Origin of the sequence: Paraburkholderia sp. 22099 (genome assembly GCF_052045835.1) — a bacterium.
In the GTDB taxonomy this organism is placed as follows: domain Bacteria; phylum Pseudomonadota; class Gammaproteobacteria; order Burkholderiales; family Burkholderiaceae; genus Paraburkholderia; species Paraburkholderia terricola.
In genome coordinates, this window is sequence record NZ_JBQEPU010000005.1 from 154,472 (window position 1) to 176,444 (window position 21,973).

The 21,973-nt window shown below is 63.6% G+C and carries 19 protein-coding genes and 1 riboswitch; of the genes, 9 read left to right on the top strand and 10 right to left on the bottom strand.

Annotated elements, in window-relative coordinates; translation table 11 throughout:
- Positions 1–50: 50 nt before the first annotated feature.
- From ACTJLC_RS07160 to ACTJLC_RS07170, 3 genes are all read right to left on the bottom strand, one after another.
- Positions 51–290 carry a pentapeptide MXKDX repeat protein gene (locus ACTJLC_RS07160; protein ID WP_073430508.1) on the bottom strand — a complete coding sequence of 80 codons (240 nt, stop codon included), beginning with the start codon at positions 288–290 and terminating at the stop codon, positions 51–53.
- Between the two features lie 119 nt (positions 291–409).
- Positions 410–1,201, bottom strand: coding sequence for a molybdopterin-dependent oxidoreductase (locus tag ACTJLC_RS07165; RefSeq protein ID WP_073430509.1), 792 nt, complete (start codon positions 1,199–1,201; stop codon positions 410–412).
- A gap of 32 nt (positions 1,202–1,233) precedes the next feature.
- Positions 1,234–1,872: a cytochrome b/b6 domain-containing protein gene (locus ACTJLC_RS07170; RefSeq protein ID WP_073430561.1), complete on the bottom strand. Its 639-nt coding sequence runs from the start codon at positions 1,870–1,872 to the stop codon at positions 1,234–1,236.
- Between the two features lie 544 nt (positions 1,873–2,416).
- On the opposite strand from ACTJLC_RS07170, the gene ACTJLC_RS07175 reads away from it, so the two are divergent.
- From ACTJLC_RS07175 to ACTJLC_RS07195, 5 genes are all read left to right on the top strand, one after another.
- Positions 2,417–2,827 carry a GreA/GreB family elongation factor gene (locus ACTJLC_RS07175; protein WP_073430510.1) on the top strand — a complete coding sequence of 137 codons (411 nt, stop codon included), beginning with the start codon at positions 2,417–2,419 and terminating at the stop codon, positions 2,825–2,827.
- Between the two features lie 153 nt (positions 2,828–2,980).
- Positions 2,981–3,099: riboswitch (TPP riboswitch) on the top strand.
- Between the two features lie 116 nt (positions 3,100–3,215).
- Positions 3,216–5,147, top strand: coding sequence for a phosphomethylpyrimidine synthase ThiC (gene thiC, locus ACTJLC_RS07180; protein WP_073430511.1), 1,932 nt, complete (start codon positions 3,216–3,218; stop codon positions 5,145–5,147).
- Positions 5,148–5,441: 294 nt separating this feature from the next.
- The gene (locus tag ACTJLC_RS07185; protein WP_073430512.1) at positions 5,442–5,654 is read left to right on the top strand and encodes a glycine zipper 2TM domain-containing protein; all 213 of its coding nucleotides are present in this window, start codon (positions 5,442–5,444) and stop codon (positions 5,652–5,654) included.
- Positions 5,655–5,906: 252 nt separating this feature from the next.
- On the top strand, positions 5,907–6,389 hold the full coding sequence (locus ACTJLC_RS07190; protein WP_073430513.1) for a hypothetical protein: 483 nt from the start codon (positions 5,907–5,909) through the stop codon (positions 6,387–6,389).
- 238 nt (positions 6,390–6,627) lie between these two features.
- On the top strand, positions 6,628–7,554 hold the full coding sequence (locus ACTJLC_RS07195; RefSeq protein WP_073430514.1) for a DMT family transporter: 927 nt from the start codon (positions 6,628–6,630) through the stop codon (positions 7,552–7,554).
- Between the two features lie 466 nt (positions 7,555–8,020).
- Here ACTJLC_RS07195 and bamC read toward each other — a convergent pair whose 3' ends face one another.
- The gene (bamC, locus tag ACTJLC_RS07200) at positions 8,021–9,253 is read right to left on the bottom strand and encodes an outer membrane protein assembly factor BamC (RefSeq protein ID WP_073430515.1); all 1,233 of its coding nucleotides are present in this window, start codon (positions 9,251–9,253) and stop codon (positions 8,021–8,023) included.
- A gap of 457 nt (positions 9,254–9,710) precedes the next feature.
- On the opposite strand from bamC, the gene ACTJLC_RS07205 reads away from it, so the two are divergent.
- The 3 genes from ACTJLC_RS07205 (at position 9,711) to ACTJLC_RS07215 (ending at position 13,511) form a co-directional block, all read left to right on the top strand.
- On the top strand, positions 9,711–10,175 hold the full coding sequence (locus ACTJLC_RS07205) for a DUF2844 domain-containing protein (RefSeq protein WP_073430516.1): 465 nt from the start codon (positions 9,711–9,713) through the stop codon (positions 10,173–10,175).
- Positions 10,176–10,225: 50 nt separating this feature from the next.
- Entirely contained in the window at positions 10,226–11,491 is a 1,266-nt protein-coding gene (locus tag ACTJLC_RS07210) for a DUF3443 domain-containing protein (RefSeq protein WP_073430517.1), read from the top strand.
- 139 nt (positions 11,492–11,630) lie between these two features.
- A complete protein-coding gene (locus ACTJLC_RS07215; protein ID WP_310132276.1) occupies positions 11,631–13,511 on the top strand; it encodes a glycosyl transferase family 1 in 1,881 nt (626 codons plus the stop codon).
- Positions 13,512–13,621: 110 nt separating this feature from the next.
- Here ACTJLC_RS07215 and ACTJLC_RS07220 read toward each other — a convergent pair whose 3' ends face one another.
- The gene (locus tag ACTJLC_RS07220) at positions 13,622–14,092 is read right to left on the bottom strand and encodes a hypothetical protein (protein WP_310132279.1); all 471 of its coding nucleotides are present in this window, start codon (positions 14,090–14,092) and stop codon (positions 13,622–13,624) included.
- 331 nt (positions 14,093–14,423) lie between these two features.
- Between ACTJLC_RS07220 and leuA the strand changes: the two genes are divergently transcribed.
- On the top strand, positions 14,424–16,139 hold the full coding sequence (leuA, locus tag ACTJLC_RS07225; protein WP_073430562.1) for a 2-isopropylmalate synthase: 1,716 nt from the start codon (positions 14,424–14,426) through the stop codon (positions 16,137–16,139).
- A gap of 106 nt (positions 16,140–16,245) precedes the next feature.
- Here leuA and ACTJLC_RS07230 read toward each other — a convergent pair whose 3' ends face one another.
- From ACTJLC_RS07230 to ACTJLC_RS07250, 5 genes are all read right to left on the bottom strand, one after another.
- Complete coding sequence (locus ACTJLC_RS07230) at positions 16,246–17,013, bottom strand: amino acid ABC transporter ATP-binding protein (RefSeq protein WP_073430520.1); 768 nt, start codon at positions 17,011–17,013, stop codon at positions 16,246–16,248.
- Positions 17,013–17,690 carry an amino acid ABC transporter permease gene (locus tag ACTJLC_RS07235; protein ID WP_073430521.1) on the bottom strand — a complete coding sequence of 226 codons (678 nt, stop codon included), beginning with the start codon at positions 17,688–17,690 and terminating at the stop codon, positions 17,013–17,015. The genes ACTJLC_RS07230 and ACTJLC_RS07235 overlap by 1 nt, the downstream gene beginning before the upstream one ends.
- Before the next feature lie 22 nt (positions 17,691–17,712).
- Positions 17,713–18,495, bottom strand: a complete 783-nt coding sequence (locus ACTJLC_RS07240; protein ID WP_073430522.1) for an amino acid ABC transporter substrate-binding protein — start codon at positions 18,493–18,495, stop codon at positions 17,713–17,715.
- A gap of 347 nt (positions 18,496–18,842) precedes the next feature.
- On the bottom strand, positions 18,843–20,294 hold the full coding sequence (hydA, locus tag ACTJLC_RS07245; protein ID WP_073430523.1) for a dihydropyrimidinase: 1,452 nt from the start codon (positions 20,292–20,294) through the stop codon (positions 18,843–18,845).
- A gap of 58 nt (positions 20,295–20,352) precedes the next feature.
- Positions 20,353–21,864, bottom strand: a complete 1,512-nt coding sequence (locus ACTJLC_RS07250) for an NCS1 family nucleobase:cation symporter-1 (RefSeq protein ID WP_073430524.1) — start codon at positions 21,862–21,864, stop codon at positions 20,353–20,355.
- Between the last annotated feature and the right edge of the window lie 109 nt (positions 21,865–21,973).

The following is a 21,973-nucleotide window of genomic DNA, read 5'->3' on the forward strand; positions in this document are numbered from 1 at the left end:
CGCGCGCCCCAAGCCCTTTCGGGCTATGCGGCGGGCATCGAACAGCGCGCTCAGTTCGCCATTGCGCCGGACGCTTCGTGCTTCATGCCCATCGCGTCGCCGTCCTTTTTCATCTTGTCGTGCTTCTTCTTCATGCCGTCCTTCTTCATGCCGTCCTTCGACATGGAATCCTTCGACATCGCGTCATGCGACATCGAATCGTTGGACATCGCGCCGCTTGCCTGCGCGAATGCCGCGCCGCCGCTGGTCAGGAAAGCGACGGCGATTGCTGCGATTGCGAACTTCTTCATGGGATGACTCCGTTGTCGTGAATGAATAGAGCCGGCGCCTTGCTCATGCCGGCGTGTTTCCGAAGCTTCTGCCGCCTGGGGTCGCGCATCGGGATGCGGCATGCGGCGACCCGCGCGCGTCAGGAGCCTCCGAACCAGTTGTAGCCCTGGTCGACCCAATAGCCGCCAGGATACGTGTTGGTGACGAACATCTCGACGATGTGCTTCGGGTTCTTGTAGCCGAGCTTGGTCGGCATGCGCAGCTTCATCGGGAAGCCGTATTTCGCGGGCAGACGCTCGCCGTCGTATTCGAACGTGAGGAGCGTTTGCGGATGCAGCGCGGTCGGCATGTCGATGCTTTCGTAGTAGTCGTCGGCGCATTTGAAGCCGACGTATTTCGCGCTGGTGTCCGCGCCGATGCGCCGCAGAAAATCGGCGAACGGCGTGCCGCCCCAGCGGCCGATCGCGCTCCACCCTTCCACGCAAATGTGCCGCGTGATCTGCTCCGCATGCGGCAGCGCATACAGCTCGGGCAAGCTCCAGACGCGCTGGCCGGTCACGAGTCCACTGATCTTCAGCTTGTAGCCGGCGCCGTCGACCTCGGGCACTTCGTCGATGCCGTAGTACGCGTTGAACGGAAACGGCCGGGTGATCTGCGCTTCGGTGTAGGTCGGCGCAAGCTGCTTCGGATCGAACAGCGCGGCTTGCGCGCGATCGTTCAGGCGCGATACGGCCGTGAGGAACGTGTTGACCGATTCGTCGTCGGTCAGCGAGCAGCCGGTCAACATCGACAAACCGCCGAGCGTCAGCAGCCGTTTGCCGAAGAGGCGCCGCGACGGCATCGCGAGTTCGCGCCGGGCGTCGATCAGGATCGACTCGCGGTCGAGCCGATGGCCGGTCGGCCGAGCGGATTCTGGATTGGGCTTGTTCATGATTCGGTATCCTCGGGCTTGGCGTAAGCGGCTCAACGTCCGCGCAGCATGGCGACGAGCGAGCGCGGCACGAGCGCCACCATCGCCAGATGCACGACGATGAACGCCGCCATCAGCGACATCGCGAAGAAGTGGACGATGCGTGCGTTGTCGTAGCCGCCCATCAGTTCGCGCAGCAGCGGAAACTGCACCGACTTCCAGATCGCGAGGCCCGACAGCACCAGCACGATCAGGTCGCAGACGACGAACAGGTAGGCGAATTTCTGCACCGCGTTATAGACGCGCAGATCGGCGTGCGAGAGCTTGCCGGTCAGCGCGGCGATGAGGTCGTGCAGCACGGCGCGCGGCGAGATGGGCAAGAACTTGCGCACGAAGCGCCCGCTCGCGAGATTCAGCGCGAGATACAAGAGACCGTTGAAGACCAGCAGCCACATCGCCGCGAAATGCCATTGGAGCGCGCCGCCGAGCCAGCCGCCGAGCGTGATTTCCGGCGCGAAACGAAAGCCCGGAAAGATCGGCGAGGCGTTGTAGATGCGCCAGCCGGAGAGCATCATCACGATGGCCGCGAGTGCGTTGAGCCAATGCGTGACGCGCACCCACAGCGGATGAATCGCGCCGCTTTGCGGCTTGGCGGGCGGCGCGCTTTCGCGCAATGCATGAGAAGTTGCCATGAGATTCTCCGTGAACGAAGGCCGCGGCGCGATCAACGGCAAGCGGCGAATTCCGCGGCTTGCCGCGCGGCGGAAGGTTTGCATGACGTGCGCCAACAGGGTCTGCACGTTTGTCGAACGATGCGGTGGGTTATGACACCCCGTTTTGAATTTTTTTGTCTGACGCCGCGCATCGCCCGACATCGAACTGAGAGACTGAACGGCGCATGGCCCGTGCTAACATGGGTCTTCCATCGCGCCGGTTCCCTGTCTTGCGGCGCTTGTGCGAACCTCTTTCTTTCGACCTTGCCGGCTACTCTCATGCGCTTTCCGACTTACCGTGCCTTCACCCGTTTGCGCCGCCGCGGCGCGACCGGGTACGCGTGCGCGGACGTCGCACGGTGCCATGCCGGCGAGCCGTCCCGAACGCTCCCGCTTCCCGCCGCCCGGCGCCCGATCTAACGCTGCTCCCTCCTATACCGGAGCCGCATCGTCGGGCTCCGGGCCGATCTCATCCGCACGCTGTCCCCTCACCTGCAGATTGAATTGAATTGGAGCACCCGTCATGAAAAAGACGAAAACCTGTTACCTCACCGAACTCGACGTCGCCCGTCTCGAGAAGCATGCGGCCGCGCCGGGCGCCGACGCGAAAATGCAGGACATGCTCGACGACGTGCTGGAACGCGCGGTGATCGTCGACGCCCGCGAGATTCCCGCCAACGTGGTCACGATGAATTCGCAAGCCACGCTGATCGACGAAAGCACTGGCGAGCACATGACCTGGACCGTCGTCTATCCGCCCAATGCGGATTTCGCGCAGGGCCGCCTGAACGTGTTCTCGCCGGTCGGACTTGCCTTGCTCGGCGCCAAACGCGGCGAACGCATCAGCTTCACGCCGCCGAGCGGCACGCCGAAGGTGCTGAAGCTCGACAAAATCCTGTTTCAACCGGAAGCCGCCGACGATTTCACGTTGTGATTTCATGTTGTAAGCGGCACGCGTGCGAGGCGCCACTGTTGCGCCGCATCATGTCCAGCCGCGCGGCGGTCTTCATGGAATAGTACGCCGCCGACCGGCGTTCGAATTATCGAGACGGTTGCCAAGCAGCGCTCGCGCAGTGTATTGTGTGCGCTGCTAACGCGGGGGTCCTGCGTCGCACGGAGGTTGGAGGTCCGTGTTGCGTGGGTGAGAAATACCCTTTGAACCTGATCTGGATAATGCCAGCGCAGGGAAGCGTACGGATTTCGCAGCGGGTCTGGTTTCATTTCTCGCGATTTCCGACGACATTCATCTCATCTCCTGCTTAGCGGCCCCACATTGCCTTGCATGGGACCAGCGCCAACTCTGGTCGACACAGGAGATAAGCATGAACGCCAATCCGAAGTTCCTTTCCGCCGACGCCCACGTCGATGCCGCCGCTGTCGCGCCGCTGCCGAATTCGCGCAAGGTCTACGTGACCGGCTCGCGGCCCGACATCCGCGTGCCGATGCGTGAGATCTCCCAGGCCGATACGCCGGACAGTTTCGGCGGCGAGAAAAATCCGCCGGTCTATGTCTACGACACGTCGGGCCCCTACTCCGATCCTGAGGCGAAGATCGACATTCGCGCCGGTCTGCCCGCGCTGCGTCAAGCCTGGATCGAAGAGCGCGGCGACACCGAAGCGCTGACGGGTCTCACGAGCGACTACGGCCGCGAACGCGCCGCCGATCCCGCCACCGCCGAGTTGCGCTTCCAGGGCCTGCACCGCACGCCGCGCCGCGCCAAGGCGGGCGCCAACGTGTCGCAGATGCACTACGCGCGTCGCGGCATCATCACGCCGGAAATGGAATACATCGCGATTCGCGAGAACCAGCAGCGCGCCGCCTATCTGGAAAGCCTGAAGACGAGCGGCCCGAACGGCGAAAAACTCGCCGCGATGATGGGCCGCCAGCATCCGGGCCAGGCGTTCGGCGCGAGCGCGTTCGGCCCCGACGGTCTGAAGGAGATCACGCCCGAATTCGTGCGCGAGGAAGTCGCCCGCGGCCGCGCGATCATTCCGAACAACATCAATCACCCGGAAAGCGAGCCGATGATCATCGGCCGCAACTTCCTCGTGAAGGTGAACGCGAACATCGGCAACTCGGCGGTGACGTCGTCGATCGGCGAGGAAGTCGACAAGATGACCTGGGCGATCCGCTGGGGCGGCGACACGGTGATGGATCTGTCCACCGGCAAGCACATTCACGAAACGCGCGAGTGGATCATCCGCAACTCGCCGGTGCCGATCGGCACGGTGCCGATCTATCAGGCGCTGGAAAAGGTCAACGGCAAGGCCGAGGATCTGACCTGGGAAATCTTCCGCGACACGCTGATCGAGCAGGCCGAGCAAGGCGTCGACTACTTCACGATCCATGCGGGCGTGCGTCTGCAATACGTGCCGCTCACGGCCAGGCGCATGACGGGCATCGTCTCGCGCGGCGGCTCGATCATGGCGAAGTGGTGCCTCGCGCATCACAAGGAAAGCTTCCTGTACGAGCATTTCGAAGACATCTGCGAAATCATGAAGGCGTACGACGTGGCCTTCTCGCTCGGCGACGGCCTGCGTCCCGGCTCGATCTACGACGCGAACGACGAAGCGCAACTGGGCGAACTCAAGACGCTCGGCGAACTCACGCAGATCGCGTGGAAGCACGACGTGCAGACGATGATCGAAGGCCCCGGCCACGTGCCGATGCAGCTGATCAAGGAGAACATGGACCTGCAACTGGAATGGTGCGACGAAGCGCCGTTCTACACGCTCGGACCGTTGACCACCGACATCGCGCCCGGCTACGACCACATCACGTCGGGCATCGGCGCGGCGATGATCGGCTGGTTCGGCACCGCCATGCTTTGCTACGTCACCCCGAAGGAACACCTCGGGTTGCCGAACAAGGACGACGTGAAGACCGGCATCATCACGTACAAGCTCGCCGCGCACGCCGCCGATCTGGCGAAGGGCCATCCGGGCGCGCAGGTGCGTGACAACGCGTTGTCGAAGGCGCGCTTCGAATTCCGCTGGGAAGATCAGTTCAACCTCGGTCTCGATCCGGACAAGGCGCGCGAATTCCACGATGAAACGCTGCCGAAGGATTCGGCCAAGGTCGCGCACTTCTGTTCGATGTGCGGCCCGCACTTCTGTTCGATGAAGATCACGCAGGACGTGCGCGAATTCGCGGCGCAGCAAGGCGTCACCGACGACGAAGCGCTGAAGAAAGGCATGGAAGTGAAGTCGATCGAGTTCATGAAGAAAGGCGCTGAGATTTATCAGCGGCAGTAAGCGTCGAAGGAAACAGAGCGGAGCGGCGCGCGCGCGTCGTTCCCAGCGTCGACGCGCTGCATCGCAGCATCGAAGCCCGCCGCTGGCGGGCTTTTGCATTGGCGCGCGCGGCAGGCACGCGTCATGCTGGACATGGGGAAACATTTGATTACGAAACCGGCAGTCCGCTGACAAGCGCACACATCTGGATACGGGCTGCGGCGATAAGATCAAATGCAAGGACGGGGAGAACCGTTCATTTCCGAATAACGGCTTCGAAATTCGTTTCGGACCTCAGTCAGGGGAGTAGACATCATGAAAACGATTCGTCGGATGGGCACCTTCGCAACCATTGTCGCGGTCGTCGCGAGCCTCACCGCGTGTGAAGGCATGACCACGCGTCAACGGGATACGGCAATCGGCGCGGGCGTGGGCGGCGTCGCGGGCGCGGCGATCGGCGGCAACGCGCTGTCGACACTGGGCGGCGCGGCAGTCGGCGGCGTGATTGGCAACCAGGTTGGCAAGTGAGCGACGCTCGTGCGTCGAGTAAATGGCTTGGGTTGAACGCGGGCGGGGCTGAAGAATCCGCCCGCGTCTGATTTGCGAAGCGCTTTTGAGGAGACGAGCGTCGTCTCCAGTCAAGCCGCTTCGTCACATCGCCTCGCAGCAACGAGGCGAAATACGCCGTTACGGTTTCGCAATCCGGTTATCGCGTGGGCAGCGTAAGCTCATGGCGTTACGCCCCGAACGGGGGCGTCGGATGCAAACCAGGAGCGCGTCATGAAGTCCCGCGTCACTAATCCTCTCGGTGCGATCGGCCAGCGGCCGCCGCGCAGCCTGTTCCGTCTTCCGCGAACGGGACTCGCGCTCGGCGCCGCCGCGTGTGCGCTGGCTTTGTCCGGTTGCTATTACCCCTACGGCTACTATCCGGCGTACTACCCGTACTACGCGACAGTGCCGGCCACGATGGCGCAACGCGAAGTGCCGCTCGGCACCGTCGGCGACTCGGCCAGCCAGCCGCAACAGACCGAGCCGGCGCAACAAGGGCAAGCCGGACCGCCGAGCTCGCCGCCCGCCTATGTGGTCGCCCAGCCGCCCGTGTACGTCGCGCCGGCTTATCCCGCTTACTATCCGGCGCCTGTGTATCCTGCGTATCCCGCCTATTACGGATACGGCTACCCAGGCTGGTACGCGCCTTCGCTGTCGATCGGCTTCGGCTGGGGTTGGGGCGGGCATCGCGGCGGACGCGGCTACCATCACTGAACGAATGCGCGGTGCGAGGCGTCGGTGTTTCGCCTGTGCATGGTCGAAGTCGCAATTTTTCTCACATCAGCGTGAAAATTGCTCGCTTGGTGCGCGTCCGCCACGGCGCTTACGATGACATCCGTCAGACGCCTTTATTCCCGAATCTTGCCGTTTCATTCCAGCATGAAACGTTTCGCGCGATTGCGCTGCTACGATGCATTGACGTCTCGACTCAACCGCGCGCGGCGCCCTCCCGATGAATACTAAAAACCTGCTGCAGTTGCTTATCCTCGCCGCCCTCTGGGGCGCATCGTTTCTGTTCATTCGCGTCGGCGTGACCGACTTCGGCGTCGCGCCGTTGATGGCGCTGCGCGTCGGCATCGGCGCGGCCTTTCTAGCGGTCGTGCTGATCGCTCGGCGGCCGCTGGCTCAATCGGCGACGATCCTGCGCACCCGCGCCTTTCCGCTGCTGGTGGTCGGCATTCTGAATTCGGCGGCGCCGTTCTGCCTGTTCGCGTATGCCGAGTTGACGTTGTCGGCGGGCGTCACGTCGGTGATCAACGCGACCACGCCGCTGTGGGGCGCGCTGGTCGCCTTTCTCTGGCTGCGTGATCGCCTGAGCGCGCTGCGCACGCTCGGCCTCGTGATCGGCTTTCTCGGCGTATTGATGCTCGTCTGGGATCAGATCGCCACGCCGAACGGCTCGGCGGCCACGCCGCTCAGCACCGCGCTCGCGGCCGGCGCGGCGCTCGGCGCAACCTTGCTGTATGGCATTGCCGCCAACTACACGAAACGCCATCTGACCGGCGTCGACGCGCTGACCGTCGCCACCGGCACGATGACCGGCGCGACCATCGTATTGCTGCCCCTTGCCGTCATCTACTGGCCGGCCGCGCCGGTCTCGCTGCAGGCTTGGGGCGCGGTGCTTGCGCTCGGGATCGCGTGTACCGGCGTCGCCTATATGCTGTTCTTTCATTTGATTGCGGTGGCGGGACCGGCGCGCGCGATCACCGTGACCTTCGTGATTCCGATCTTCGGCATTTTGTGGGGGGCGCTGTTTCTCGGCGAAGGCGTGTCGCCGGGCATGCTGGAAGGCTGCGGGGTGATTCTGGTGGGCACCGCCCTCGCCACGGGCGTGATCAAACGCCTGCCGTGGATCGGCACACGACGCGCCGACACCTGAGCGGCGTTTGGCGCGATGCGTTCCGGGGGCGCTGCTTCTCCCTGATCCGTCCGTCCGGCTCCGCACGCGGGGACCGAACTAAAGCATCAACAGTAGCCCGCACTCCACTGAGTGCGGGCGAAACCGTCGCCCTACGAGGATAGACGACGGGGTCACCGGGGCCGTGCATTCGCAGGCCGTCATCGGGCCGGCATCAACTCTGCAGGCGGTGCGGGTCGAACCCGCCGCCACTCGGACCGGGTGGATAACCCGGTCCCGTGGGTCCGGCAACGCGCTGCGCGCCATGACGCGCCGCCTCCGAACGATGCCCCGCGCGCTGGTCCCACCTCTAAACGCCGCGCCGCCGGCATGCCGACCGAATTCACCGTTACCGCTCGAACGCGACAAAAAGCGCGCATAAAAAAACCCGCCCGGAATGGTTCCGGGCGGGTTTTCATTCAGGCGCATTTGCCTGCCGCGGCTTCGCTCAGCGCAACTGATCGGCCATCAGACTCATGATCTGGTTGGCCTGCGGGCCGTCCTGGATATTGCCCTTGTCGTCGACCACGGCCACGCGGGTCTCGTTGGGCGTGATCGCGCGGACGTTCACCAGATACTGCTTGGCCACCTTCTCCTTCTTGCCGTGGAAGACCTGGCTCCAGAAGCCCTGCTCCGCCGACGTCATATCCTTCGGATCGACGTAGCGCACGAAGTACAGGCCACGCGTCAGATCGCGATCGTCGACGGTGAAGTTGCTGCGATCCAGCGCGAGACCCACGCGCAACCAGGCACGGTCATACGGCTCGCCGAGCGTCAATTCGCTGGAGGCGAGCTGCGACGGCGCGTTCGCCGAATCCGGGTCGCGCACCGGCTGCTGCGCCGACAGCGCGACGTTTTGCGCCGCCGTAGCCGCGGCCGCCGACTTCGCGCCCGCCGTGGCCGCGCCCGGCGCGGTTTGCGCGCCGGCCGGCGAAACCTCGGCGCTTTGCGTACCGCCGCCTTGCGCGCGCGAATCGGCCAGCGCGAGCGCCGCCATCAGCCGCTTCAGGTATTCCTGCTCGAGGCCCGGATCGTTCGGCTTGGGTTCCCACTTGCTCGAATCGTTATTCGTGCCGGTAAGCGCCTCGCGCATGCCCTTCTGGCTGACGAACACATAGGTGCCGCCGTTCGGCGCGGCTTCGAGACGCGTGCGGTACTTGTTGCGCTCCGACGTGACGTAGCTGTTGCCCATTGCCTTGGACAGCGTGCTGCGGATCAGGCCGTCGTTGATCTGCGCGTGCGTTTCGTTCCAGTCGGTCTCCATCACGCCCTTGTCGCGTTGGTCGACCACCAGCAGGAAGCCCTGTTCCTGCCAGAAGCGGCGGATCTGCGGCCACGCCTGTGCGGGCGCCTTGTTGTCGATCACGAGCCAGCTTTCGGTGCCGTCGCGCTGGATATGCATGCCCTTGACCGGCGGCACGACAGCCACGGCATTGTCCGCCGGCGCTTGCGCCCGGACCTGCTTGAGCGTGGACAACGAGGTTTCGCCGCCTTGCGGGGGCAAGGAACGCTGATCGGGCGTCTCGTCGATCATGTTCGGCGGTACGGCAAGTGACACTTGCCTGGACTTCGAGTCGCTCTTGTAGTCGATTTTGGTCGGCGACGAGGTGCCGCAGCCGGCGACCAGCCCGCCTGCCATCAGCATTACTGCAAACCGCTTGGTAAGACGAAGATCAGTCATGTTCGGGGAATCCTTCCGCTACGCCACGGCAAGTTTCCGTGGATCAACCCAACATTTTACCGATCCCGGCGAGCCGTGTGCAAAAACCGGGGTTGGCGCGTGAATCGGGCGACCCGCGACGCGCGCCGAAGCCATCGCGGCAAGCCATTTGACGTGCGCGGGATTGCGCCTCGCCGAAATCCCGCCGCGCAAGAAAAGCCGTCGCTCCACGGTCCCGGGAAGCGCTCGTGCACGCCGCGTTTAACAGTTGACAACATTTCCCAATCGCTTGTAGGACGCGCTCCTGCTGTCTGTCAGATCATTGTTTTAAAAGGCACTTCCCGCTCACATGGCTGACCATTTCGGGATTGCGTGAAGCGTGCAACGTCGCGCCAGATAACGATCAGGAAACCTGAGTGTTATCTTGAAATGGAGATCTCAATAAAACTCCAACGCACCCATCGCGAGACGGACAGCCATGCGAAATCCCCGTTTTTCCCCGACCTTCACCGCTTTGGCGATGGCGTTCATCGTGTTGTGCGCCAGTGCCGATGCGCAGGCCCAACTAGGCGGCGCGATGCCCCTCGCCGCGAATTCGACCGGAGCAGCGCCGAAAACATTGCTGAACGGCGCGCTGCGCCTTCGCACATCGACCGACGCCGGCAATACCACCATCAACGAATACGCGACGAACACCGGCCAGATCATCGCCTACGCGTGGGAAGGTCCAACCATGCCGAATCTGCGCGCGCTGCTCGGCAAGTACGCCGACTCCTACCTGAACGGCGCCGCCGCGCTGCCGCCCGACGGCAATCTGCACGCCTCGCGGGTGGTGCGGGCGGACGTGATCGTCGAATCGGGCGGCCCGATGCGCGGCTACGTGGGACGCGCATGGCTGCCGGCGGCCTTGCCGCCCGGCGTCGTCGCCGACGACATCCGCTGAAGCACACAAACCATCCGAAAACCGCCTCGACGATCGATCGCCACCACGCCATGAAGACCTTCTCTCACGTCAGCGCCCTGCTCCTCGTCTGCATCGCACTCGCCGGTTGCGGCGGGGGCGGGGACGGCGGCAGTCCGTCAGCCTCCGCCGCCCCGGCCAGCAGCCCCGGCGCCGCCAGCGCGCCGGGCGGCGCGGCGCCGTCTCCGGCTTCCGATGCGGGCACGTCCGTGCCGCAGTCGAACGTGCCGAATGTCCACCCGATCATGGTCACCACCGCGCCGCTTCTCACGCGCAACATGCTGACGACGAGCGTCACCGTCTGCCGGCCCGGCACCGGCAATTGCGCGATCATCGACAACATTCAGGTCGACACCGGCTCGCATGGCCTGCGGATTCTCGCCTCGGCGTTGCCGGCGACACTGTCGCTCCCGGTGGTGCCTTCGGGCAACGGGATCGCGGGCGAGTGCGCGGTGTTCGGCGGCGGGTACACGTGGGGTGCGGTGCGCAGCGCGGACGTGCGCATGGCCGGCCAACTGGCGGAGTCGATTCCGCTTCAGTTGATCGCCGATCCGGCGCTGCCCACCGTGCCGACCGACTGCACGGGCTCGGGCCGGGCGATGATGACCGTCGACGGCCTGCGCTCCAACGGCATTCTCGGCGTAGGCCTGTTCGCCACCGACTGCGGCGGCGGCTGCGTCAGTAGCGCGTTGCCCCGCTGGTATTACAGTTGCGACGCGAGCGGCGCGTGCCTCGCGAGCGCCCAGGCCCTCGTGCGGCAAGTGACCAATCCGGTCAGCCGCTTCGCGCTCGACAACAACGGCGTGGTGATCGATCTGCCGGCGATACCCGACGCAGGCGCGCCCACCGTGTCCGGCTCGATGATCTTCGGCATCGGCACCCAGGCGAACAACACGCTCGGCAGCGCGAGCGTCGTCAAGGCGAATTCGCAGACGGGCTACGTGGTCACCACGAGCGGCGGCCAGAGTTACTCGCAAAGCTATATCGACAGCGGCTCCAACGGTCTCTTTTTTCGCAATACGCAGTTGCCGCAGTGCGGCTACTGGTACTGCCCAAGCTCGACGCAAACCGCGAGCGCCTCGATTATCGGCACGAATGGCGCCGCGACTCCCACGTCGTTCTCAATCGGCAACTCGAGCGCATTGTTCGCGTCGTCGAACAACGCCTTCAACAATCTCGCGGGCATCGCCAGCAGCGGCTTCGGCTGGGGCCTGCCGTTCTTTTTCGGACGGCGCGTCTACACCGCGATCGCATCGCGTGCGACATCGGCCGGGCCGGGTCCGTACTACGCCTTCTAAAGCGGGCTTCTTTTTACGCGGAAAATTCCCTAATTCGGACATCGATCAAATGTGGCAATTATCGGCCGGCATAATCCAAACCCGCGACCCGCCATCTTTCCAAGATGATTAGTCATACATATCCTAGAATAGTTAAACGATGGAAGAAGCCACTTTTTCGCTCGATCATTTCGAGCAGCTCGTCTACACACGGCAGCATGTGAAAGCCTCGCTGCAGCTACTTTCCGCGCTCGCGCTCCTTCAGCACAAGCGCGGCAAGCTGGACGAAAGTTTTCTCGCCTCGGGCATCGCCGACCTCTCTCCCGCCGAGCAGCGCGTGCGCTTCTGCACCCGCCTGGCGAGCGCGACGTCGACGTTGTTCGCGGACCCCGGCTTCAAACTGCCGAACGACTGCTTCAGATTGTTTCTCACGCTTCATGAATGGGTCGGCGTCGTGTTCTCGGCCACGGCGTTCGGCACCGCCGACCACGTGACCTGTCACCTGAATCCGCGCGGCCCGGACAACCCGGAATTTTTCGCCGGCGACACGTTCATCGAAAAGCTATGCGTGCTTTATTCGGCCGACTCCGAACTGGAACTGAACTTCGGCGCGCTGTGGGCGTACGACAAAAAGCTCGCCGCGAGTCTCGCCCTTGTCCTGCTGGCGCCAAACTTCAAGGGCTCATCGAGCGCGCACATCAAGCGTGAAGCATTGATCGAATGGCTGCCCGGCAAGCTGCGGCAGATCGACGACCTCGACGACCTGCCCACGGCCTTGCTGCACAACGCATACATGTTCTGCAGCTACGCGAATACGCCGCGTCGTCATGAGCTCAAGCGCGACATCAACGTGCTGGTGCGCCGCAAGCTCGACCAGTTGGGTCTCACCGATCTTCAGGCGCCGAAGCCGTCGCCCGCGAAGAGCGGCGCGCGGCGCGGCAAGAAACCGCTGATGATCGTCGTGCTGGAATGGTTCGGCGGCGCTCATTCGATCTACCGCACACACTCGCGCACGATCGAGGCCGCGCGCGAGCATTTCGAGGTGGTGGGCTTCGGCTTGGGCTACGCTGTCGACGACATCGGGCGGGCCGTTTTCGACCGCTTCATCGAACTCGAGGACCCGGACTACATCGGCGAATGCCTGCGCACGATCCGCGACTTCGCCGAGGCCGAGAAGCCGGACGTGCTGTACATGCCGAGCGTGGGCATGTTCGTGCTGACCGTGTTCATGTCGAACCTGAGGGTTGCGCCGTTGCAGATCGCCGGACTCGGCCACCCGGCCACCACGCATTCCGACAAGATCGACTACGTCAGCGTCGAGGAAGACTACGTGGGCGACCCGGCCTGCTTCAGCGAACGCCTGATGATGCTGCCGAAAGACGGCCAGCCGTACCGTCCGTCGGTGTCGCTGCCGGACATCGTCGCGCAAATTCCGCCGCGCCGCGAGACGGTCGAGGTGATCGTCACGGCAAGCGCGATGAAGCTCAACCCCGTCTTTCTCGATACATGCCGTGAGATCGGCGAACGCGCCGCCACGCCGGTCGAGTTTCATTTCATGAGCGGCGTGCCGTCCGGCCTGCAGCTCGACCGGATGCGCGACGTGATCGGCCGCGTGCTGCCGCGCGCCGTCGTGCACGGCTTTCATGATTACGCGGACTATCTGACACGCGTCAACCAATCCGATCTGTTTCTCAGCCCCTTTCCGTTCGGCAATACCAACGGCATTGTCGACGCGCTCACGCTCGGTTTGCCCGGCGTGTGCAAACGTGGTCCGGAAGTGTTCGAACGAATCGACGGCGCGCTCTTCGAGCGCACCGGCATGCCCTCGTGGGCCACGACCGACAGCGTCGAGGATTACATCACCGCGGCGCTGCGGATGATCGACCGGCATGATGAACGCATCGCACTGCGCCAGCGGCTGCTCGACACGCGCGCCGTGCAGCGTTGCTTCGAAGGACGGCCGCAGGCATTCGGCGAAAGCGTGCTGAAGCTGATGCGCGAAACCAAAAGCAAAAGCCACCGCGCCGAGGCGATGGCTTGAGGTTCGGCTCGCGCTAGTCGAGATCATGCCGTGCAAGGGGGCGCGGCACGATGTGCTCGATGCACTTCCTGGCTGAGCGCTCGCTTGCGCGGCGAGCGCGGCGAAAAACGTTACTGCGCGGCTTCGCCGTGGTTTTCATCGGCCGGCGCGGCCAGCCTGGCCGGCGCGAGCCAGTTGAACGCATTCAACGTCGAACCGTGGAACGTGCATTCCGCAGCCGCCGGCTGCACGACCTTTTTCGGCTTGGCGGGTTTGAGCGGCAACGCGTCAGCACCTGATACGCCGGATGCGCCGCCAGCGTGCACCGCCGATGCCGCGGAAACCGCACCCACGGATGAAGCAGCCACGGCGGCCACTTCCGAAGCCGTCGGAACGTGCTCGATCGAGCCTTCCACCACCACCCGCGAGCCGTCGATGCCAACGCCCCGATTGGCGATTTTCAGCGTATCCGACGACTTCTCGGCCAGCTTGCTTCGCATCAACTGCTCGCATGCGTCCGAGTTCTTGTAGACGGCAGTGCAGGCCGCCAGCAGCGCGGCAGCGGTCATGACGCAAGCGAGGGAGAGAATCCGAATCTTCATTGATGTTCCGTTTTTCAAACCGTCGGCAATTGTAGCTTACAGATCGACTGCAAACCGGCGCGTTGATCGAGCAGACGGCGAGCACACGGCGCTTGACGTCGTCCCAATAATATGTTCCCATTGCGCCCTATGTACCGCGCCCAGACCACCTCCTCGCTACTACTAGCCCGCTCTACCGGGCTAGGTCTGCTGCTGCGCGCTTCCATCTGATACACCGAAGCACCGCTTGATTCCCCAGTAACTGACCCAGCCCCGGTTTCCGACCGGCGGCATGCTTTGTCTTTTCGTCGTCCGGTCGACCACCCGCTTGTCGAACCCACGGATGATGAAAATGTTGAAAACCCCCGCTAGCAAATACCACGCGTTCAAGCCGATCGATTTGACGGACCGTCAGTGGCCGTCGCGCAGCATCACGCGTGCGCCGATCTGGATGAGCACCGATCTGCGCGACGGCAATCAGGCCTTGTTCGAGCCGATGAACGCCGAGCGCAAGATGCGCATGTTCAAGACGTTGGTACAGATCGGCTTCAAGGAAATCGAAGTCGCGTTTCCATCCGCTTCGCAAACCGATTTCAATTTCGTGCGCGAGCTGATCGAAGGCGGCCACATTCCCGACGACGTCACCATTGAAGTGTTGACGCAAGCCCGCGACGACCTCATCGAGCGCACCTTCGAATCCTTGCGCGGCGCGCCGCGCGCGATCGTCCATCTGTACAACGCCACGGCGCCGGAATTCCGCCGGATCGTATTCGGCCTCGACCAGAGCGGCGTGAAGGAACTCGCGCAAAACGCCGCGCGCACCATGAAGCGTCTCGCCGACGCCGCTCCGGAAACGCACTTCACGCTGCAATACAGCCCGGAAGTGTTCAGCGGCACCGAACTCGAATTCGCGAAGGAAGTATGCGACGCCGTGTTCGACATCTGGCAACCGACGCCGGAACACAAGGCGATCGTCAATCTCCCCGCCACCGTCGAAATGTCGACGCCGAACGTCTACGCCGATCAGATCGAGTGGATGCATCGCAATCTCGCGCGCCGCGATGCGTTGATCGTATCGGTGCATCCGCACAACGACCGCGGCACCGCGGTGGCGGCCGCCGAACTCGCCGTCATGGCGGGCGCGGATCGAATCGAAGGCTGCTTGTTCGGCAACGGCGAACGCACCGGCAACGTCGACCTCGTCACGCTCGCGTTGAATCTGTACACGCAAGGCGTCGATCCGGGACTCGACTTCTCGAACATCAACGAAGTCGCGCGCACGGCCGAGGAATGCACGCAGTTGCCGGTGCATCCGCGGCATCCGTATGTCGGCGATCTGGTGTTCACCGCTTTCTCGGGCTCGCATCAGGACGCGATCAAGAAGGGCCTTGCCGTGCAGAAACCGGACGCGGTCTGGGAAGTGCCCTATATGCCGATCGATCCGAGCGATCTCGGCCGCACTTACGATTCGGTGATTCGAGTCAATAGCCAGTCGGGCAAGGGCGGCATTGCGTACCTGCTCGAACAGGGTTACGGCGTGGTGTTGCCGCGCCGCTTGCAGGTGGATTTCAGCTCGGCGGTGCAGCGGTTTTCCGACGACAGCGGGCAAGAAGTCACGCCTTCGCAAATCTGGGCCTTGTTCCAGCAGGAGTACGTCGAGAGCCATGCGCCCGTGCGCTATGTCGGACATAGCCTGTCCGAACAGGGCAATGGCGCGCGAATCACGCTGACCGTCGACGTGAACGGCCAGCGGCGCGTACTGAACGGCGCGGGCAACGGTCCGCTCGACGCATTGATGCACGCGATGGGCGTGCCGGTGCGAATCCAGCATTACGAAGAGCGCGCGCTGACTCAAGGCGCCGACGCCAGGGCGATTGCGATTGCCGAAATGGCCGGCAACGACATTGCGGGCAGCGCGTTCGGCGTCGGCATCGACGCGAATCTGGTGACCGCGTCCATTCGAGCCGTGATCAGCGGTGTGAATCGTGCCTACGCGCGAGCGAACGGCGCCGCGCAAGCGCAGTTCTTTGAAGCCGCGATGAACGACGAAACCGTAACGGCTGATTGACGCCCTTTCCTCGACGTTAAAAAATTCGCCCGGCAAGCTTCACGGCTTGCCGGGCGAATTGTTTTTCTCACAGTTTTCTCTCAGGTCTATCGCTTCACGTCCACTCTTATTCGGTCCATGCGTCCGGCAAGCTGTGCGTCAGCGTCGATACGAAACGCGCGGTTTCCGGCTCGCGCGGTTGCATGAAAATATCGCGCGACGGGCCGGCCTCCACCACCACGCCGTTATTCAGAAACACCACGTCGCGCGCGATCGTCGCGGCGAGCCGCAAGTCGTGCGTCGCCATCAACATCGTCATGCCCTCGGCGGCGAGTTGCTTGAGCACTTCGACGACCTCGGCCGCGAGACCCGGATCGAGCGCCGACGTGGGCTCGTCGCACAACAGCACTTCCGGCGACGGCGCCAACGCCCGCGCAATCGCCACGCGCTGCTGCTGCCCGCCCGACAGCGTCGCCGGCCAGACATCCGCCTTGTGCGCGATGCCGACTTTTTCCAGCAACTCGTCCGCGCGTGCACGCGCTTTTTCCTTGTCCCACTTCAGCACGGTCAAGAGCCCTTCCATCACGTTCTGGCGCACCGTCAGATGCGGAAACAGTTGGAAGTTCTGAAACACCATGCCCGTACGGCGGCGAATCGTCAGCACCGTTTCGCGCGAGGGTTTGCGCTCACGGCTGAATTCGAGCCGTTGATCGCCGAGTTCGAGCGAACCGGCCTCGGGAATTTCGAGCAGGTTCACGCAGCGCAGCAAGGTACTCTTGCCGCTGCCCGACGGGCCGATCAACGCGGTGACGTTACCCGACGCGAGTTGAAGATCCACCGAACTGAGCACGCGATGTTCGGCGAAGTACTTGTCGATTTTCTCCAGTCGGATCATCAGTTGCCCGCCTGAAAAAGTGCATGGCGGCCGAACTTGCGCTCGAGTTTGACTTGCGCCGACGACAGCACCGAACTGAAGACCAGATAAACCAGCGCGGCCTCGGTATAAAGAATCAGCGGCTCGTAAGTCACCGAAGCGATCCGCTGCGCGGCCTGAAACACCTCGGGCACGGTCAGCACCGCGGCCAATGACGTGTCCTTCACCAGCGCGATAAACGAATTGGACAGCGGCGGCAGCGCCACGCGCGCCGCTTGCGGCAGGATCGCGCGACGCAGCGCCTGCTCGCGCGTCATCCCCATCGAATACGCCGCCTCCCACTGCCCTTTCGGAATCGACTCGATCACCCCGCGTATCACTTCGGAGTTATACGCGCCGACGTTCAGCGAAAAGCCGATGATCGCCGCCGTCAACGGGTCGAGCACGATGCCCACGTTCGGCAAGCCGTAGAAGATCACGAACAGTTGCACGAGCAGCGGCGAGCCCCGAAAGAGCCACACGTAAAAGCGCACGATCGCGATCGCCCACTTCGGCCCGAACAGCCGGACCAGCGCGACGACGAACGCGAGCGCGAGGCCGATGCCGAACGATGCCAGCGTGAGCGGCACGGTAAAGACAAGCCCCGCGTACAGCAGGGGCCTCAGCGAGTGCGCCATCAGATCCAACCATGCCGGCATGATTCAGACTCGCAGGTGGTGTTTATTGGGAGACGTCCTTGCCGAAATACTTCTGCGAGAGTTTCGCGTAGGTGCCGTCTTTCTTGATCTCGGCGAGCGCCTTGTTGATCGCCGCCTGCAACTCCGGGTTGCCCTTGCGGATCAGCACCGCGGATTTGTCGCTGCTATCCGGCGAGGTATCGAGCGCGGCGATCTTCACCTTCGCATCCGGCTTGTGCTTCTTGAAGTCGAGGAACGACAGCGAATCGTTGACGGTCGCATCCACGCGGCCCGAGGTCAGCAGGTCGATCGATTCGTTGAAGCCCTGCACGGGAATCACTTCCGCGCCATGCGCCGCCGCGATCTTGCCGAAGTTGCTGGTCAGCGTGTTGGCGGATTTCTTGCCTTTGAGGTCGTCGAAATTCTTGATCGCGCTGTTGTCGGAACGCACGATCAGCGCCGCGTGCGACGTGATGTACGGGTCGGAGAAATCGTATTTGGCCTTGCGCGCCTCGGTGACGGCCACTTCGTTGATCACGGCGTCGTAGCGGTTCACATCGAGGCCGGCGATCAGGCCGTCCCATTTGCCTTCGACGAATTGCGGCTTGACGCCGAGGCGCTGCGCGATCGCCGTGCCGATCTCCACGTCGAAGCCGGTCAGGTTGCCCGATTCGTCGTGATACGTGAACGGCGCATAGGTGCCTTCAGTGCCGATCTTGAACACGCCGGCGGATTTGATCCGCGCGAGTTCATCGGCGGCGAACGCGGAGCTCACGGCCACCGCTTGAAACAGCGCGATCAGCAGGATGGAACGAATCGACTTCATCAGTTGGCTCCGTAAAGTTTGCTACGTCGGTTGCATGGTCTTGTTCGACAGATCCCCGCCTGGGTCGCGCCGGGCGGAGTGGGCGGACTGTAGCAAACGGTCCGCCTTTTTACAAAGGATCAGGTTTGCGATCAATATGCGCACACGTGCTAAGCGGACAGCGGCGGCCTCCGGTGCGACATGGAATTCCACTCTACAGCAGATAGGGCGGACGCGGCATGCATCGCAACATGGAACGCATGCCGCGCGCCATCGGGGAAAACGCGGGCGAGGTGCTGCCGCGGCGAACGCGCGGCATTGAGAAACGGGCGGCGCCGAAGGCCGCCCGTCGTGCGATGGGCAAGGATCTAGCGCTCCACGCGATGCGGTTCCTTCAACTTGTTGGCCACGCGGATCGCCTCGAAATACGCCGGGTTCGGCGGACGCTTCAGGTAGCGCCCCGCGCCGCGCACCGCGCGCAGTTCGCCGTCGGTCCACGCGAGCGCGCCGCGCGTGAGCGTATGCATCGCCACGCCCTGCACCGTCATGCCTTCGAATACGTTGAAGTCGACGTTCTGATGATGCGTCTTGACCGAGATCGTCTTGCTCGCATTCGGGTCCCACACCACGAGGTCGGCGTCCGCGCCGACCTGCACGGCGCCCTTGCGCGGATACAGGTTGAAAATCTGCGCGGCGTTCGTCGACGTGATGCGCACGAATTCATTCGGCGTGAGACGTCCTGAATTCACACCGTGATGCCACAGCACGGCCATGCGATCCTCCACGCCGCCGCAACCGTTCGGGATCTTCGTGAAGTCCTCGCGGCCCATTGCCTTCTGCGACGCGCAGAACACGCAGTGATCGGTCGCCGTGGTATGCAACTGGCCGGCTTGCAGACCGCGCCACAATGCCTCGCGATGCTCGGCCGAGCGGAACGGCGGGCTCATCACGTGCGCGGCGGCGCGGGTCCAGTCGGGATCGCGATACACGGCCTCGTCGATCACCAGGTGGCCCGGCAGCACTTCGCCGAACACGCGCAGGCCCTCGCTGCGCGCGCGGGCAATCGCATCGACCGCGTCTTTCGCGGACACGTGCACGATATACACCGGCACGCCCAGCACTTGCGCGATGCGGATCGCGCGATTGGCCGCCTCGCCCTCCACCTCGGGCGGCCGCGACAAGGGATGCGCCTCCGGTCCCGTCAAGCCTTTCGCCAGCAACTGACGCTGCAACTGAAACACCAGTTCACCGTTTTCCGCATGCACGGTAGGCAGCGCGCCGAGTTCGAGCGAACGCGAGAAGCTGTTCACCAGCACTTCGTCGTCGGCCATGATCGCGTTCTTGTAGGCCATGAAATGCTTGAAGCTCGACACGCCATGGTCATGCACCAGCGTGCCCATGTCGCGATGCACCGACTCGTCCCACCACGTCACCGCGACGTGAAATCCGTAGTCCGCCGAGGCTTTTTCGGCCCAGCCGCGCCACGCGTTGAACGCATCCATCAACGGTTGCTTCGGGCTCGGAATCACGAAGTCGATGATGCTCGTCGTGCCGCCCGACAAACCCGCGGCCGTGCCGGTGTAGAAATCGTCGCTCGCCGTCGTGCCCATGAACGGCAGTTCCATATGCGTGTGCGGATCGATGCCGCCGGGCATCACGTATTGCCCGCCGGCATCGACGATCGTCGCGCCCGCCGGCGCCTCCAGGTCCGCGCCGATTTGCAGGATCGTGCCGCCGTCCTGCGGGTCCGCGCACAACACGTCCGCGCGATACGTGTTCTGCGCGTCGATGATGGTCCCGCCGCGAATCAGGGTCGTCATGTTGCCGCCTCCTCATTGCTGGTTTCATGCCGCGTACTTCGTTCGAGCGCGCGGCTGTTCATGCGCTCGCCACGCGCGCGCTGGTTCCCTTGCTCAGCTTCATCCACGCGCTGTACACGATCGACGCCAGCGCGAGTCCCACAAACCATGCATACGTGTAGAGCGTATTGAAGATCGCCGGCACGTTCGGAAACGCCGCGGGAAACGCGGTGTGCAGGAAGCCCGGCAAATTCGGCAGCACGCCGATGACCAATGCGACCACCGCACCGATATTCCAGCCGCCCGTATAGCTGTACTCGCCATGCTCGTCGAACAGTTCTCGCGGGTCCAGCCGCGTGCCGCGAATCAGGAAGTAGTCGACCATCAGAATGCCCGCCACCGGACCGAGCAACGCCGAATAGCCGACCAGCCACGTGAAGATATAGCCTTGGGTGGTGGCGAGAATCTTCCACGGCATCATCACGATCGCGATGGTCGCGGTAATCATGCCGCCGACGCGATACGAAATACCCTTGGGCCACAGGCTCGAAAAATCATAAGCCGGACCGACGAGATTCGCCGCGAGATTGCAGCACATCGTGTCGAGCGTCAGGATGATCAGCGCGAGGCCGACGCCGATGCCGGTCATGCGGCTCGTCAGATCGATCGGATCCCAGATCGCCTTGCCGTAGATCACCACGGTCGCCGACGTCACCACCACCGAAATCACGGAGAGCAAGGCCATCGGCACGGGCAAGCCGATCGACTGGCCGATGATCTGGTCGCGCTGCGTTTTGGCGAAGCGCGTGAAGTCGGGAATATTCAGCGCGAGCGTGGCCCAGAAGCCCACCATCGCAGTCAGGCCCGGCCAGAACGTCGCCCAGAACAAGCCCTCTTTCTTGCCGCCCGGCACGAACTGCGACGGCGCGGACAACATCGAACCGAGCCCGCCCGCCTTCGAGGTCGCCCACCACACGAGCGCGATGCACATCACGATCTTGATCGGCGCGGACCAGCTTTCGAGCCAGCGGATCGAATCGGTGCCATGCACGATGAAGTAGATTTGCAGCGCCCAGAACACCAGAAAGCACGCGAGTTGCGCCGCCGAGATGTCGAGAAACGGCAATGCCGCGCCGTGCAGCGCGTTGCCGGTGAGAATGTTCAGCAGCGTATAGATCGCGCTGCCGCCGAGCCACGTCTGAATCCCATACCAGCCGCACGCGACGATCGCCCGCAGCATCGCCGGCAATTTCGCGCCCTGCGTGCCGAACGACGAGCGCACCAGCACCGCGTACGGAATGCCGTGCTTCGCGCCCGCGTGACCGATCAGCAGCATCGGCACCAGCACGATCAGATTGCCGAGCAGCACGGTCAACACCGCCTGCCAGGGCGACATGCCCTCTTCCGTCAAGCCGGCGGCGAGCATGTACGACGCGATGTTCATCACCATGCCGACCCACAGCGCGGCGAAGTGATACCACCTCCACGTGCGTTGCGCGACGCCGGTGGGCGCCAGGTCGTCGTTGTAAAGACTGCTGCCCTGCGCGCCGGCCGCGAACTGCGGATCGACGGGATGCGCTGTCTGCTTCATCGAAAGATCTCCACTGGATCGTTGGGGCCCGCGCGGCTTCTCGTGGCGCGTCGGGTCTTTGGGGACACTCAGGTTCAGTACAGGCGCTTCCTCGATGGGGACTGCGTGT